This window comes from Micromonospora sp. WMMD714, assembly GCF_029581315.1.
In the GTDB taxonomy this organism is placed as follows: Bacteria; Actinomycetota; Actinomycetes; order Mycobacteriales; family Micromonosporaceae; genus Micromonospora; species Micromonospora rifamycinica.
The window spans coordinates 1,821,911-1,836,735 of the sequence record NZ_CP120744.1 but is presented as its reverse complement, the minus strand read 5'-3'; the positions used below and the strand labels follow the sequence as shown (position 1 = coordinate 1,836,735).

The window sequence follows — 14,825 nt, the reverse complement described above, 5'->3', positions numbered from 1 at the left end:
CGCCGGATCGGCCGCACTGGGATCATGGGCGGGTGCTGCTCACCCTGACCACCACCCACCGGCCGGCGACCGATCTCGGTTACCTGCTGGTCAAGCACCCCGACCGGGTGCAGGAGTTCGACCTGCCGGCGGGCACCGCGCACGTGTTCTACCCGGAGGCCACGGAGCAGCGGTGCACCGCCGCCCTGCTGGTCGAGGTCGATCCGCAGCGACTCGGGGTGGGGCGGCGGCGGAGCGCGTCCACCCCGGAGCACTTCACCCTCGGGCAGTACGTCAACGACCGCGCCTACGCCGCGTCCAGCCTGCTGTCCTCCGCGCTGTCCACGGTGTTCCGCTCCGCGCTGCGCGGGGTGTCCCGGGAGCGGCCGGAGCTGGCCGGCACGGCGATCCCGCTGGGCATCCGGGTGCCGGTGCTGCGCTGCCGGGGCGGCGCGGAGCTGGCGGTACGGCTGTTCGCCCCGCTCGGTTGGGCGGTCACCGCAGCCCCGCTCCCGCTCGACGAACAGCACCCCGAATGGGGTGACAGCCGGTACGTCGACCTCGGCCTGACCGGCACGGTCCGGCTCGCCGACGCCCTCAACCACCTGTACGTCCTGCTGCCGGTGCTGGACGACGCCAAGCACTACTGGGTCGCCCCGGACGAGATCGACAAACTGCTGCGGGCCGGGGCCGGCTGGCTGGCCGACCACCCCGAACGGGCCTTGATCACCCGGCGTTACCTGGCGCACCGCCGGGCGTTGGCCGGGCAGGCGCTGGTCCGGCTGGCCGAGCTGCGGCTGGCCGACGTACCCGCGGCGGACGACAGTGTCGACGAGGCCGCCGGCCCGACGGACGGCGACCCCCGGCGGGCGTCGCTGGCGGTGCGGCGACGCGAGGCGGTGCTCGCCGCGTTGGCGGCCAGCGGCGCGACCCGGGTGGTGGACCTGGGCTGTGGCGGTGGCGCGCTGCTCACCGCGCTGCTCGCCGACCGCCGCTACACCGAGGTGGTGGGGGTGGACGTCGCCCCGCAGGCGTTGACCGTGGCCGCCCGCCGGCTGCGGCTGGACCGGCTGCCCCAGCGGCAGCAGGACCGGGTCCGGTTGTGGCAGTCGGCGCTGACCTACCGGGACGACCGGTTGCGCGGGTACGACGCGGCGGTGCTGATGGAGGTCGTCGAGCACCTGGATCCGGCGCGGCTGCCCGCGTTGGAGGACGCCGTGCTGGGGCACGCCCGGCCGGGCACGGTCGTGGTGACCACCCCCAACGCCGAGTACAACGTGCGGTACGAGGGGCTGCCGGCGGGCCGGTTCCGGCATCCCGACCACCGCTTCGAGTGGACCCGTGCCGAGTTCGCGGCGTGGGTCGACCGGGTGGCCGCCGAGCACGGCTACACGGCCACGATCAGCGGGGTCGGCGACCACGACCCCGAGCTGGGCCACCCCACCCAGCTCGCCGTCCTCACCGCCGTGGGCAGCCGGGAGGCGACCCGATGACCACCCTCGACATTCCGGAACTCGCCCTGGTGGCGCTGGTCGGCGTCTCCGGCTCGGGCAAGTCCACCTTCGCCGCCCGGCACTTCGCCCCCAGCCAGGTGCTCGCCTCGGACGCCTTCCGGGCGATGGTCGCCGACGACGAGAACGACCAGTCCGCCTCGGCCGACGCGTTCGCGGCGCTGCACCACGTGGCGGGGGTCCGGCTGCGGCGGGGCCGGCTCACCGTGGTCGACGCCACGAACCTCCAGCCGCACGCCCGCGCCGGGCTGGTCAGGGTGGCCCGGGAGCACGACGTGCTGCCGGTGGCGATCGTGTTGGACGTGCCGGAGGCGGTGGCCTGGGAACGGACCGAGGCCCGCGCCGACCGCACGCACGGCCGGCAGGTGCTGGCCCGGATGCAGCGGGACCTGCGCCGGTCGTACGGGCACCTGGAGCGGGAGGGGTTCCGCCGGGTGCACGTGCTGCGCGGGGTCGAGGAGATCGACGCCGCGCGGATCCGGCTGGAGAAGCTGTTCAACAACCGGCGGGAGCTGACCGGGCCGTTCGACATCGTCGGTGACGTGCACGGCTGCCGGGCGGAGCTGGAGGAGCTGCTGGAGCGGCTCGGCTTCGTGCTGCACCGCGACGACGCGGGTCGCCCGGTGGACGCGGCGCACCCGGCTGGTCGTACCGCCGTCTTCGTGGGTGACCTGGTGGACCGCGGCCCGGACTCCCCCGGCGTGCTGCGCCTGGTGATGGGCATGGTGGCGGCCGGGCACGCGATCTGCGTGCCGGGCAACCACGAGCACAAGCTGCTGCGCAAGCTGCGTGGCCAGGACGTCAAACTCACCCACGGCCTGGCCGAGACGATGGCGCAGCTCGACGCCGAGGACCCGGCGTTCGTGACCGGGGTGGCGAGCTTCATCGACGGCCTGGTCAGCCACTTCGTGCTGGACGGCGGCCGGCTGGTGGTGGCGCACGCCGGCCTGAAGGAGGCCTACCACGGCCGCGCGTCGGGCCGGGTCCGCTCGTTCGCGCTCTGGGGCGAGACCACCGGCGAGACCGACGAGTACGGCCTGCCGGTGCGCTACCCGTGGGCGCGCGACTACCGGGGCGCGGCGACCGTCGTGTACGGGCACACCCCGACGCCGGTGCCGGAGTGGGTCAACAACACGATCTGCGTCGACACCGGTTGCGTCTTCGGCGGGAAGCTCACCGCGCTGCGCTACCCGGAACGGGAGCTGGTGGCGGTCGACGCCCGACGGGAGTGGTACGCCCCGGCCCGGCCGCTGTTCGCCCCGACCCGCCCGGACACCGTGCTCGACCTCGCCGACGTGACCGGGCGGCGGCACCTGGAACACGCCTACGGGACGCTGACCGTGCCGGCGGAGAACGCCGCCGCCGCGCTGGAGGTGATGAGCCGGTTCGCGGTGGATCCGGGTCGGCTGGTCTGGTTGCCGCCGACCATGGCCCCGTGTTCGACGTCGACCGTGACGGGGTTCCTGGAGCACCCGGCGCAGGCGTTCGCCGACTACCGGGCGGCCGGGGTGGAACGGGTGGTGTGCCAGGAGAAGCACATGGGTTCCCGGGCGGTGGTGCTGGTCGAGCGGGAGCCGGGGCCGTTCGGCGGTGGGGTGGTGCACACCCGGACCGGTCGGCCGTTCTTCGGCCCGCCGCTGGACGGGGAGCTGCTGGACCGGGTCCGGGCGGCGGTCGGCGCGGCCGGGCTGTGGGACGAGCTGGGCACCGACCGGCTGCTGCTGGACGGTGAGCTGCTGCCCTGGTCGGCGAAGGCGGACTGGCTGATCCGCGAGCAGTACGCCGGGGTCGGCGCGGCCGGACGGGCGGTGTTGCCGGCGGCGCTGGACGCGCTGGACGCGGCGGCGGCCCGGGGGCTGCCGGTGGACGCGCTGCGGGACCGGATGACGGCCCGTCGGGCGGAGATCGAGGCGTACTCGGCGGCCTACCGGGCGTACGTGGCCCCCGTCGAGGGGCTGCGCGGGGTGACACTGGCGCCGTTCGCGGTGCTGGCCGGGGCGAAGGTGACCTTCACCGACCGGGACCACGGCTGGCACCTGGCGTTGGCCGACCGGCTCTGCGCCGCCGATCCGGAGTTCTTCACCCCGACCCGGCGACAGGTGGTGGAGCTGTCCGACGCCTCGGCGGTGGCGGCGGCCACCGACTGGTGGTCGACGCTGACCGCGGCCGGTGGCGAGGGGATGGTGGTCAAGCCGTACGCCGGCCCGGCGGCCCGGTCGGCGCGGGGTTCGCTGCTCCAGCCGGGGATCAAGTGCCGGGGCCGGGAGTACCTGCGGATCATCTACGGTCCCGGGTACACCGATCCGGCCCAGCTCGCCGCGCTGCGTCGCCGCTCGCTGGGCCGCAAGCGGGGGCTGGCGCTGCGTGAGCACGCGCTCGGCCTCGCCGCCCTGGACGCCTACGTCGCCGACGTCCCGCTGTGGCGGCGGCACGCACTGGTCTTCGCGATCCTCGCCTGCGAGTCCGAGCCGGTCGACCCCCGGCTCTGACCGCCCGTCCCGGGCTGCTGGGCGTGCCGTGATGGGTCGACCGGTCGGGGTGCCCGGGCCGTTGGGGTGGAATCGCCGGTCGTTCGGTCCGTTCCGTCGCCACCCCTCGTCGCGGGACGCCCCGGCCGGGACGGATTCCCTAGGCTGCGACGACCGCCGTAGCCCTTCCTCTCAGGACAGGATCCGCTGATGCGCAAGCACGCGATGCGTCGCTGGCTGGCCGGACTCGGTGTGGTGGGCGTGTGTGTCGTCGCCACCGCCGCCCCCGCGCCCGCCGCCCCGGCCAGCCCCGGAGCCACCCCCGGCGGGGTCGTGGCGGCCGGGTTCACCATCTCCGCCGACAACGTCACCCTGGCCCCGGACGGACCCGACAGGACGGTGGTCCTGCGGACGTCGGGCGAGAAACTCCGGGACAGCTACGCCATCACCGTCGACTTCGGCGCGGTCGACGCCTTCGCCGAGGTTCGCGGCCCCGCCGCCCCGGCCTGCACCCGCGCCGGCACCGTGCTGACCTGCACGGCCTACCAGGAGGACGCGCCCGAGCTGCTCGCGTTGTCGGTGCGCCCCCGCCCGGGCGCCCGGGTGGAGCAGGAGGGCCGGATCCGGTTCACCGTGACGACCACCGCGTCGGGCACGAGCAGCACCGCCTCGACCGTCCTGATCGGTGAGGGGGTCGATCTGGTGGCCGGTCCGGCGGTGACGCTGACCGGTGGCCCCGGTGCCACGGTGCCGGTGGGGCTGTCGGTCGGCAACCGGGGTCAGCAGACCGCGCGGGGGGTGGTGCTCCTGGTGTCGGCCGCCTACGGGCTCACCCCGTCGAAGCGCTACCAGAACTGCCGCTACGGCAGCAGGGGCGGGCTGACCAACTGGACGCCGAACCTGTTCGTCTGCACCTTCGACGACGAGATCGCGCCGGGCCGGGCGTTCCGGGTCGGGGGCGGCTTCGGGGTCACCGTGCCCGGCGACGTCTCGGCACCGAACACCCAGACCGGCACCGCCACCTGGTTCACCCCGCAGGACTGGGCGGACGTGCAGTCCAGGTACACCCTCGACCAGCAGGGCACCGGCGGTGTGCTGCGGCTGGAGCCGACCGGTGCGCGCCTGCCCGGCGCGTCCCGGGCGGCCCAGACCGACGTCAGGCCGGCCGACAACGAGACCGCCGTCGAGTTGACCGTCACCGGCAACCAGCGGGCCGACCTGGCGGCCGACGAGGTGCGCGTCACCGCCAAGGTGGGCGCGACCGTGCCGGTCACCATCGGCTACACCAACCGGGGACCGGCCTCGTCGTCCAACGGCGGCCGTGACTTCTACACCATCGTCAAGATGACCGTGCCCAAGGGCGTCACCGCCGTCAAGGCACCCAGGAACTGCCTCGACGCCGACATCCAGGACGAGGAGGGCGGCCGGCCGGGAGCCCGCGCCTACCTCTGCTACCAGTACGACGTCATCCACCCGGGCGGGAAGGTCACCCTGCCGTTCTCGTTCCGCATCGACCGGGCGGGCACCCTGACCGGCACGACCGAGCTGCTCTACGGCCCGCAGGACACCGAGGACCTCGACCCGCGCAACGACACCGCCAGGATCCTGGTCAACCCCGCCTCGGGTGGCCAGGGCGGCGACGACGGCTCGTTGCCGATCACCGGTTCCCCGACCGGCCTGGTGGCCACCGTCGGCGGCCTGCTGCTGCTGGCCGGGGCCGGCAGCTACCTGGCGGCCCGCCGTCGCCGGTCGCGCTTCGTGGCCTGACCGGACCGGCCCGGTCGGCGCTTCATGGCCGGGCAGGCTCGGCCCGGCGCTTCATGGCCGGGCCGGGCAGGCTCGGCCCGGTCGGGTGCGTCGTGGCCCGGTCAGGCGCGTTCTTGGCCTCACCGGACCCACCACGCCGGGTGCTCGGTGGCCCGGCCGGGCCGGTCTGGTGGGTGAGTCGCCGACCGGAGGGACGCGTGCCGCGACCGGCGCCTCCCGGGCTCGGTATGGTGTGTGGCCGTGGACACAGGTGAGAAGACGCGGGTGGTCGCCGAGACGGTCGCGCTGAATCCGCTCGACCCCAAGGATCTGCTCCAGACCTTCGGTCTGGTCGGCGTGTGGGTGATCCTCTTCGCCGAGACCGGCCTGCTGGTGGGGTTCTTCTTCCCCGGCGACTCGCTGCTGTTCCTGGCCGGGGTGGCCGCGTCGCCGGTGGCCGACGCGATCTTCGGCAGCGGCACCCGGCTCTCCCTGGCCGGGCTGCTGATCGGCGGCCCGCTCTGCGCGATCGCCGGTGCCCAGCTCGGGCACTGGCTCGGCGCCCGGTACGGCCGCAAGATGTTCGAGCGCCCCAACTCCCGGCTCTTCAAGAAGGAGTACGTGGAGAAGGCGGAGTTCTACTTCCAGAAGTTCGGCCCGGCCAAGGCCGTGGTGCTGGCCCGGTTCATTCCGATCGTGCGGACGTTCCTCAACCCGGTGGCGGGTGCGCTCGGCATGCCGGCGAAGCAGTTCTTCCTCTGGAACGTCGTCGGCGCGATCCTCTGGGTGGACGGCATCCTGCTGATCGGCTACCTGCTCGCCGACCAGATCTACAGCGCCATCGGCGACAAGATCGACCGGTACATCCTGCCGGTGGTCGCGCTGATCATCCTGATCTCGGTACTGCCGATCTTCTTCGAGTTCCTGCGCGACCGTAAGGCGCGTCGGCGCGGTGAGGCCGTCGCCGTGATCGCCGCCGCGAGCGCGGTCGGGGCGGTCGAGGCCGTCCGGGACGCCGTCGAGCACCACCACCACCACGACCAGCCGCAGTCCGGGCAGCCCCACGACGGGCAGCACCAGCCCTACGGCGGTGGGCAGCAGCCCTACGGCGGCGGGCAGCCCGGCGGGGTACACGGCCCCGACCAGCAGTTCCCGCCGCAGACCTACGGGCGGCCCCAGCCGCCGTCGGACAGCGGACGGTACCCGGAGCACGGGCAGGGCCGCTGACCGGCGGATGCGGGACGACGAACAGCCGGCCCCCGGGGAGAGGGCCGGCTGTCGCGTGCACGTACTCCACCGCGGGCACGGTGGTGGATCAGCGAACTGACCGGTGACGGGCAGCCGTCACCACCCGATGACGCCACCCCTGGTACGCCATCGGACGCCGCCCCCGGCGGGGGCGACGGGTGCAGTCAGCGGGCCTTCTTGGTGGCCCGCTTGCGCGGCGGCGTGAGGAGGTCGGCGATCGTGGCGATCGCCGACGGCACCAGCCGGTAGTAGGCCCACACACCACGCTTCTCCCGCTCCAGCAAGCCGGCCTCGGTGAGGATGCGGAGGTGGTGGCTGACCGTCGGCTGCGAGAGGCCGAGCGGCGCGGTGAGGTCACACACGCACGCTTCGCCCTCGGGCGCCGACTGGATCAGGCTGAGCAGCCGCAGCCGGGCGGGGTCGGCGAGGGCCTTGAGGACCCCCGCCAGCCGCTCGGCGTCGGCACGTTCGATCGGCTCGCCGGCAAGCGGCGAGATCTGAGGCATGGTCATTTCAGCCAACGCAGTTCCCACGTATTCCATCCTTCCACCAGCAGCATCGATCCGCCTGCATATCAGCAGATCCGAATCGGCAAATTTTTACGCCACAAGGCCGAGGTCAGCCAACGTAAAGGCCGCCCGATACGGCAGTCCGGCGGCTCGTACGACGTCGCCGGCGCCCCGATCGACGACGACCGCCACACCCACGACCTCCGCCCCGGCCTCGCGTAGAGCTTCGACGGCCGTCAGCACGCTGCCGCCCGTCGTCGAGGTGTCCTCCACCGCCAGTACCCGCCGGCCGGCCACCTCAGGACCCTCGATCCGCCGTTGGAGACCGTGCGCCTTGCCGGCCTTGCGGACGACGAAGGCGTCCAGGGGGCGAGCGGTCTCCGCGGCGGCGTGCAACATCGAGATGCCGATCGGATCGGCACCCAGGGTCAACCCACCGACCGCGTCGTAATTCCAGTCGGCGGTCAGCTCCCGCATCACCCGACCGACCAGGGGAGCGGCCCGGTGATGGAGAGTCACGCGACGCAGATCGACGTACCACTCCGCCTCCCGCCCCGAGGAGAGCACGACCCGGCCATGGACCACAGCCAGGTCAGTGATGAATTTACGCAGGTCGTCGTGGTCCCCCATGCCGATAGAGGGTACTGCTCAAGTCTGTGCGACGTGTGTGCGGCCCACCCGGATCCGTCGCATGAGCGACCGATGGCTGGCGATGGACGGCTACGCTGCGCGATCACACGGACAGAGTTGTGGTTCGATGTCAGGCCGACCGGGCGTCGTCCGGCACCGGCGGAAACTCACCGCCCGGTCGGATCGACCCGTCCCCGCCGGTCCCGGAAGGCGCTGCGCAACAGCCGGCGCGGCAGGTGCCGCAGGCTGGCCACGGCCAGCTTGTACCTCCAGTCAGGAACGCTGACGGTTTTGCCTTTCCGCAGGTCACGCAGGGCTTCGGCGACCACGTCGTCGGCCCGCAGCCAGATCCAGCCCGGCATGCTGGACATGTCGATGCCGGCGCGTTCGTGATACCCGGTTCGGGTGTAGCCGGGGCAGAGAGCCATCACGTGTACGCCCGACGCGCGCACCGATTGCCCGATCGACTCGCTGAAACTGGTCACCCAGGCCTTGCTGGCCGGATAGGTGGAGCCCGGCATCACCGGGCCGAATCCGGCGACCGAAGAGACATTAATCACTGCCCCATCGCCGCGCGTGGTCATCGGGCCGAGGGCCGCCAGAGTGAGCCGCAACACCGCATGGACATTCAGCCGCAGCAATTGGATCTCGTCGGCGACGGTGGAACGCAGAAACGGCCGGCTGAGGCTGGTGCCCGCATTGTTGACCAGTAGGTGCACCGGATCCCCGGTGGCGAGCCGCCGTTCCACCCGGGCGCAGCCGTCGTCGGTGGACAGGTCGGCCGGGATGGTCTCCACCCGGATGCCGTGCCGGTCGGCCGTCTCGGCGGCGGCGGTGGCTAGCCGGTCGGCGTCCCTGGCCACCAGGACGAGGTCCCAGCCCTCGGCGGCGAGCTGCCGGGCGAACGACTCGCCGATACCGGCGGTGGCACCGGTGATCAGCGCGCGGCGGCCCCGGGCCGGTCGGTCGGCGGTCACTGTTGCTCCTCAGCGGTGTGGCGGCGCCGGCGGGACGGTGCCGTGGGGTGGCGCGGGGACGGGGGTGGTGCCGTGGGGTGCAGCGGGGCCGGCTGCCGGGGCGGGGCCAGGCGTCGGGGCGGGGCCAGGCGTCGGCGCAGGGCCAGGTGCCGGGGCGGGGAGCACCGGCCGGTGGGGGGCGAACCAGGTGTTCGCCGACGGCAGGCCCAGCAGCACGGCCACCACCAGGTAGCCGAGGGCCTGACCCGCCGAGACCCCCGCGTTCGCCGGGATCCACCAGGACGGGTAGGCCTCCCCGAGGGTGCCGAACAGGTCGGCGACACCCTGGTCACCAGCGCCCAACCGCACCGGCGCGGCCCGCTGCCCGGCCAGCACGGCCAGCGCGCACCCACCGGCGAGCAGGCCCAGCCCGCAGACCGCCCAGACGATGATCCTGGCAGCCCGCCGCCGGGCGAGCAGCCCACCGGCGAGGCCGACCAGCAGCAGCCCCACCAGCACCGTCAACACCGCCGCGCCGATCGTGCTGAGCCGGAGCAGCCGGACCAGGCCGTCGACGTCCCCCGGCCCGGCGGCGGTGCCGGAGGCGGCGGAACGGAACCGGTCCACCGTGCCGCCCAGGGCGAGCAGGATGGTCACCGCGTAGGCCCCGGCGGCCAGCGCCATCAGCCCGAGCAGCGCCGCCGCCGCGCTGACGGCCGCCGGCCGGCGAACCGCCACCTGATCCGGGTACGACACGACGATTCCCTCCGGTAGGCCTCGGTGTGCAACCTACTCGGAGGGAATCGTCGCTGTCGTTGTTACGCGCCCGTCAGCTGCCGGCGGGCCGCTGCGGGTCGTCCGGTCCGCTGCCTCCGGCGGGCCGGTCCGGCTCCCCGCCCGACGGCGGCGGCGACCAGGACGAGCCGTCGGACGGCGGGGACTGGTCCGGCACGCCCGGGGTGGAACCCGGACCCGCCGGGGCCGACTGACCGGGAGCACCGGGCTGACCGAAGGCACCGGGCTGACCGGGAGCACCGGGCTGCGGGTAGCCGGGCGTGGCCGGGTAGCCCGGGGTCGCCGGGTAGCCCGGAGCGGCCGGATAGGCGGCACCCGGAATGGGCGGCTCCCAGCCCGCCTTGGGCTTGCGGAAGAACTCGTTGGACTGCGGCAGGGCGAGCAGAATCAGCGCCGCCAGCAGGGCGAGCAGGCTGACCACCCCGAGCAGGGTGCTGACCGGGTTGTACCAGGAGGGCAGCACGGCGTTCATGCTGCGCTCAAGCTCGTCGGCGCTCGGCGCGTTCCCGGAGGTGGAGCCGGTGGAACCGCTGAAGCCCGCGGCGCCGTTGACCAGTCCACCGCCGACGCAGCAGACCATGATGCCGCCGACCACCCAGGTGGCGATCCGGCTGCCGTTCTTGCCCCGGTTGTTGAAGATCGCCAGGACGACGAGGGCCAGCGCGATGAGCAGCAGCACGACGGACGCGCCGACGGCGAAGACCACGACGGCGGTGCCGAGCCCCTCGACCTCGCTGGCGGTCCCCTCGAACGCGTCCTCGAACGCCTGACGGAGTTTGCCGCTGATCGCGAGGGTCAGGATCAGCCCGATCAGTTGGAGCGCCGCGAAGAACATCAGCAGATAGCTGGAGAGTGTCACCAGACCCGGACGGGTCCGAGCGGGCGTGCTGTGGGAATCGACCATGATTCTCCTTCCTAGATCACGGCACCACGGTAACGTCCGCAGGCCCGTCGTACCGGGTACGACGGTGCCGTACCCGGTGACGGACCTGCCGAATCACCCGCGCCCCACGGGCGCCTCCGCGACCGAACCCGATCAGGTTCACGGACGGCCCGGGGGTCGCGGAGCAGTCGGCGGAGGTGGTGGAGCAGTCGGACACGCGGGCGTCGCGGAGCAGTCGGACCGCGGGGGTCGCGCCGCGCCCCGGTCAGGAGTCGCGGACCAGCCGGCGGTGTTCGGCGGTCACCACGGCGAGCAGCAGCAGGTCCACCCCCAGCCCGGTCACCGCGTCGAACTGGTTGACCGTGAAGTTGAAGATCTGCCCGAACAGCAGGTCGACCAGGAGGGCCAGCTTGAACAGCCGGAACGCGGCCCGCCGGTCGTCGCGGAGCAGAAACGCGGCGCGGATGCTCAACACCCCGGCGACCAGCGCCGAGGCGGACACCCCGAGCACCGCCCCCCACTCGCCGGCCTGGTCCAGTTCGCCGGTCACCCCCTCGGTGGTCACCACCACCACCGTCGCCACCGGCTCGACGACCAGGTAGGCGACCACCAGCAGGACCACCCAGCGCTGGGCGGTCAGCCGGACCAACGCGTCGCGCAGCCGGGCCACCCAGGGCTGCCAGAACCGCCGGGGCGGCGGTTCCCGGCGCGGCACCACGTCCAGCAGCGCGGACACCGCCGACTCGACCTCCGGGCCGGCACCCCGGACCAGCCGCAGGGTGGCCACCCGCCGCCGGTCGGTGAGCCCTCGGCCGACCCCGCCGACGATCACGTCCAGCGCGTTCGCGACCCGTTCCCCGGGGGTCAGCCGGACCCGTTCACGCAGCGCCTGGGTGATCACCACCAGCAGGGCGAAGACCGCGTAGATGATCCCGGCGGCCGGGCGGTAGAAGTAGTTGGTGCCGGCGGTGACGAACTTGCCGACCTCGTCGATGAAGAGCCCGAAGCCGATCCCGGCGAGCACCGCACCAGCCATCCGGGCGGCCCCGCCGAGGAACACCAGCGCCACACCCAGGCCGACGGTCATCAGCAGGCCGCCCCAGAGCACGTGCGCGATGTGCAGGCCGCCGCCGCCGAGCTGCGGGTAGCCGGTCGCCCGCAGGAACGCCCGGGTGACCAGCACCGTCGCCACCCCGGACAGCACGAACGCCTGGAGGTACGCCGCAGCGTCCACCGCACGCGGTGGCAGCCGGCGGCGCGACGACGGTGACACCAGTCCGAGGCTAGTAGCCGCGCCACTCGCTGCGGGCGTAGTCGAGCACCCTGGGCCGCAACAGGGTGGAGGCGGGTACGTCCAGCCGGCCCCGGTCGGCGGGGAAGGCCGCCGCCGCCCGCAGCACCGCCGGGTCGAGGAACCGCAGCCGGGGCGCGTCGGCCGGCAGCTCCAGCACCGGCGGAGTGCCGCCCGGGGCGGCGAGCACGAATCCCCAGTCACCGAAGGACGGCACGTCGACGTGGTACGGGGCGGTGGCGAAACCGGCCGCGCGTACCGACGCCTCGATCGACCAGTACGACCGGGGAGCGAAGTACGGCGACCCGGACTGCACCACCAGCCGGCCGCCCTCGGCGAGCACCGCGCGGATCAGCGTGTAGAACTCGACCGTGTAGAGCTTGGCGGTGGCCGTCTCGTCCGGGTCGGGCAGATCCGCGACCACCACGTCGAAGCGTTCCGTGGCGGTACGCAGCCAGCCGAAGGCGTCGGTGTTCAGCACCCGGACCCGGGGGTCGTCGAGGGAGCCGCCGTTGAGCGCCCGGAGCTGCGGCTCGGAGCGGGCCAGCGCCACCACCGCCGGGTCGAGATCGACCACTGTCACCCGGCGCACGTCCGGGTAGCGCAGGATCTCGCGGACGGCGAGTCCGTCGCCGGCACCCAGCACCAGCACCTCGCCGCGCGGGCCGCGCATCGCCGGATGCACCAGCGCCTCGTGGTAGCGATACTCGTCGATCGAGCTGAACTGGAGGTCGCCGTTGAGGAACAGCCGCAGGTCGGTGTCGGGGTGGCCGACCTCGCGCACCGACCGGGTCAACACGATCTCCTGGTAACGGGAGCGTTCGGCGTGCACCACCGGATCCCGGTAGAGCTGCTGGCGGCTGGTCACCTCGAAGTCGGCGGCGGTGACCCAGGCGTACCCCAGGCAGAGGGCGACCACGACGGAGCCGGCGCCCAGCACGAGCCGCGCCCGGCGGCTCAGCTCGGCGCGGAACACCGTGCAGACCAGGGCGAGACCGGCCACCGCGTTCACCGCGCCGACCACCAGGGCACCCTTGAGCTGGCCGAAGACCGGGATCAGCAGGAACGGGAAGGCCAGCCCGCCGAGCAGCGCGCCGACGTAGTCGGCGGCGAACAGGTCGGCGACCGCACTGCCGGCGGCCTGCTCACGGATGCGCTGCAGCATCACCATCAGCAACGGGATCTCCGCGCCGATCAGCAGACCCAGCACGAACGCGGTGCCGACCAGCGCCGGGCCGTACAGGTCGAGCCAGGCGAACGCGGCGTAGAGGCCGAGCACCGACAGGCCGCCGAGCAGCGCCAGGGTCAGCTCGATCACCGCGAACGCGGCGGCGGCCCGGGGCTGCAACGGCTTGGCGACCAGCGCGCCGACCCCCATCGCGAAGACCATCACCCCGAGCACGATCGACGCCTGCCCGACCGTGTCACCGATCAGGTAGCTGCCGAGCGCGACCAGAGCCAGCTCGTACACCAGGCCGCAGGCGGCGCAGACGAAGACCGCGACCAGCACCGCCGCGCGGGCCAGCCGCCAGCGCGGCCGGACCGCCGGGGTGTCGTCGACCGTGGTCACCGTGTCCCCCGGGTACGCCCGGCCGGGGCCGCCGCCCGCTGCCGGCCGCGCTGGACGAACCCGACGGTGATCAGCAGCGCGGCGACCAGCAGCAGACCGGCGGCGGCCAGCACCGTACCCCAGCGGTCGCGCCAGAAGTCGCTGCCGGTGTCCGGCAGCGGGGCCGCCACCGCGCCGGGGTCCGCGGACGGGGTGGCGGCCGGTGGTGCCGCCCCCGTCTCGGCGACCAGCAGCGGCAACGCCACGGCGGCGCGGCAGATCGCCCAGCCCGGGTCGTCCACGAACACGTCCTCGTGCAGGCCGAACCGGGTCAGGCCGGTATCGACGGCGTAGAGGTCGGCGCGGGAGAAGTCGCCCGAGCCGGAGACGGTGACGGTCGCCCAGTCGTTGCTCTCACTGCTCTCCGCGGTGTACATGACCCGGGCCCGGACCTCCACCCACCGGGGGCAGCGGGCGTCCTCGGTCACCGGCACCCCGTCGCCGAGGTTGGAGCCGACGCTCACCTCCGCGCCGGACGACCTCTCCAGCCGCCAGCCGTAGCAGATGCCCTGGCTCTCGGCCGCCTGCACGAGCAGCGGCACGGTGTCGGCGCGCTCGTCGGCCGCCGGGGCGGGCACGGTGGTGCCCCCGGAGTCCCGGTTGAAGATGCTGCTGCCCACGCAGACCACCACGACCAGGCCGAGGACGATCCAGACGACCCAGGCACCGGCGTTCTGTTTCGGCTTCGCCGGCTGCTTCGGCTTGGCCGGCTGGTTCGCCTTCGCCGGCTGCCTCGCCGTGGTCATCAGCTGATGGCGGCGGCGATGATCGCGCCGGTGGCGAGGTGCACCACCGCCGACACCCAGACCGCCGGGTGCGGCTGTTGGTCGACCAGCAGCGTGCCCAACTTGCCCGGGGTCAACGCGTCGAGCAGCACGAACGCCAGGGCCATGATGACCAGCCCGACGATCCCGTACGCGGCGGAACCGACCAGGCCGAGCAGGAAGTCGTCCTCGCTGGCGGCGATCGCGGCGACCACGATGATGCCGACGCCGGCCAGGTTCGAGGTGAGCAGCAGCGCCGCGTTGCGGTTGCGTTCGGTCCAGATCAGCTCATGGAGCTTGCCCGGGGTGGCCACGTCGACCAGCACGTAGCCGATGGCCATCAGGACGACGCCGACCACCCCGTAGGCGAGGGTGACCAGCAGATCGGTGACCAGGTTCTGCACAGCGTGCTCCAGGGGTTCGTTCGGTCGGGAAT

The 14,825-nt window shown here is 73.4% G+C and carries 12 protein-coding genes and 1 pseudogene; 4 read left to right on the top strand and 9 right to left on the bottom strand.

Going from position 1 to position 14,825, the window contains the following annotated elements; genetic code table 11:
• The first annotated feature begins 32 nt into the window (after nucleotides 1–32).
• The 4 genes and pseudogenes from O7625_RS08225 to O7625_RS08210 form a co-directional block, all read left to right on the top strand.
• Nucleotides 33–1,472, top strand: a complete 1,440-nt coding sequence (locus O7625_RS08225; protein WP_282345281.1) for a 3' terminal RNA ribose 2'-O-methyltransferase Hen1 — start codon at nucleotides 33–35, stop codon at nucleotides 1,470–1,472.
• Entirely contained in the window at nucleotides 1,469–3,979 is a 2,511-nt protein-coding gene (locus O7625_RS08220) for a polynucleotide kinase-phosphatase (RefSeq protein WP_282345280.1), read from the top strand. Before O7625_RS08225 ends, O7625_RS08220 begins: the two co-directional genes overlap by 4 nt.
• Nucleotides 3,980–4,168: 189 nt before the next feature.
• Nucleotides 4,169–5,725, top strand: coding sequence for an LPXTG cell wall anchor domain-containing protein (locus O7625_RS08215; RefSeq protein ID WP_282345279.1), 1,557 nt, complete (start codon nucleotides 4,169–4,171; stop codon nucleotides 5,723–5,725).
• A gap of 234 nt (nucleotides 5,726–5,959) precedes the next feature.
• Nucleotides 5,960–6,733 (top strand): annotated as a pseudogene (locus O7625_RS08210) (DedA family protein); the annotation flags it as partial.
• A gap of 383 nt (nucleotides 6,734–7,116) precedes the next feature.
• Here O7625_RS08210 and O7625_RS08205 read toward each other — a convergent pair.
• From O7625_RS08205 to O7625_RS08165, 9 genes are all read right to left on the bottom strand, one after another.
• Nucleotides 7,117–7,494, bottom strand: coding sequence for a metalloregulator ArsR/SmtB family transcription factor (locus O7625_RS08205; RefSeq protein WP_007454255.1), 378 nt, complete (start codon nucleotides 7,492–7,494; stop codon nucleotides 7,117–7,119).
• Between the two features lie 57 nt (nucleotides 7,495–7,551).
• Nucleotides 7,552–8,091: an orotate phosphoribosyltransferase gene (pyrE, locus tag O7625_RS08200; protein WP_067309992.1), complete on the bottom strand. Its 540-nt coding sequence runs from the start codon at nucleotides 8,089–8,091 to the stop codon at nucleotides 7,552–7,554.
• Between the two features lie 167 nt (nucleotides 8,092–8,258).
• Nucleotides 8,259–9,068, bottom strand: a complete 810-nt coding sequence (locus tag O7625_RS08195) for an SDR family oxidoreductase (RefSeq protein ID WP_282345277.1) — start codon at nucleotides 9,066–9,068, stop codon at nucleotides 8,259–8,261.
• Nucleotides 9,069–9,077: 9 nt separating this feature from the next.
• Complete coding sequence (locus tag O7625_RS08190) at nucleotides 9,078–9,803, bottom strand: hypothetical protein (RefSeq protein WP_282345276.1); 726 nt, start codon at nucleotides 9,801–9,803, stop codon at nucleotides 9,078–9,080.
• Between the two features lie 73 nt (nucleotides 9,804–9,876).
• The gene (locus O7625_RS08185; protein WP_282345275.1) at nucleotides 9,877–10,746 is read right to left on the bottom strand and encodes a hypothetical protein; all 870 of its coding nucleotides are present in this window, start codon (nucleotides 10,744–10,746) and stop codon (nucleotides 9,877–9,879) included.
• A 244-nt stretch (nucleotides 10,747–10,990) separates the two neighbouring features.
• Nucleotides 10,991–11,974, bottom strand: a complete 984-nt coding sequence (locus O7625_RS08180) for a hypothetical protein (RefSeq protein ID WP_067310036.1) — start codon at nucleotides 11,972–11,974, stop codon at nucleotides 10,991–10,993.
• A 34-nt stretch (nucleotides 11,975–12,008) separates the two neighbouring features.
• On the bottom strand, nucleotides 12,009–13,586 hold the full coding sequence (locus O7625_RS08175; RefSeq protein WP_067309985.1) for a polyamine aminopropyltransferase: 1,578 nt from the start codon (nucleotides 13,584–13,586) through the stop codon (nucleotides 12,009–12,011).
• A complete protein-coding gene (locus O7625_RS08170; RefSeq protein WP_282345274.1) occupies nucleotides 13,583–14,371 on the bottom strand; it encodes a hypothetical protein in 789 nt (262 codons plus the stop codon). The genes O7625_RS08175 and O7625_RS08170 overlap by 4 nt, the downstream gene beginning before the upstream one ends.
• A complete protein-coding gene (locus O7625_RS08165; RefSeq protein WP_067309980.1) occupies nucleotides 14,371–14,793 on the bottom strand; it encodes a DUF350 domain-containing protein in 423 nt (140 codons plus the stop codon). Before O7625_RS08165 ends, O7625_RS08170 begins: the two co-directional genes overlap by 1 nt.
• Nucleotides 14,794–14,825 lie beyond the last annotated feature (32 nt).

Bases quoted from the DNA above. Each gene is read 5' to 3' on its own strand.
- O7625_RS08220 (WP_282345280.1), top strand. From the start codon at position 1,469: ATGACCACCCTCGACATTCCGGAACTCGCCCTGGTGGCGCTGGTCGGC.
- O7625_RS08215 (WP_282345279.1), top strand. From the start codon at position 4,169: ATGCGCAAGCACGCGATGCGTCGCTGGCTGGCCGGACTCGGTGTGGTG.
- O7625_RS08205 (WP_007454255.1), bottom strand. From the start codon at position 7,494: ATGGAATACGTGGGAACTGCGTTGGCTGAAATGACCATGCCTCAGATC.
- pyrE (WP_067309992.1), bottom strand. From the start codon at position 8,091: ATGGGGGACCACGACGACCTGCGTAAATTCATCACTGACCTGGCTGTG.
- O7625_RS08185 (WP_282345275.1), bottom strand. From the start codon at position 10,746: ATGGTCGATTCCCACAGCACGCCCGCTCGGACCCGTCCGGGTCTGGTG.
- O7625_RS08170 (WP_282345274.1), bottom strand. From the start codon at position 14,371: ATGACCACGGCGAGGCAGCCGGCGAAGGCGAACCAGCCGGCCAAGCCG.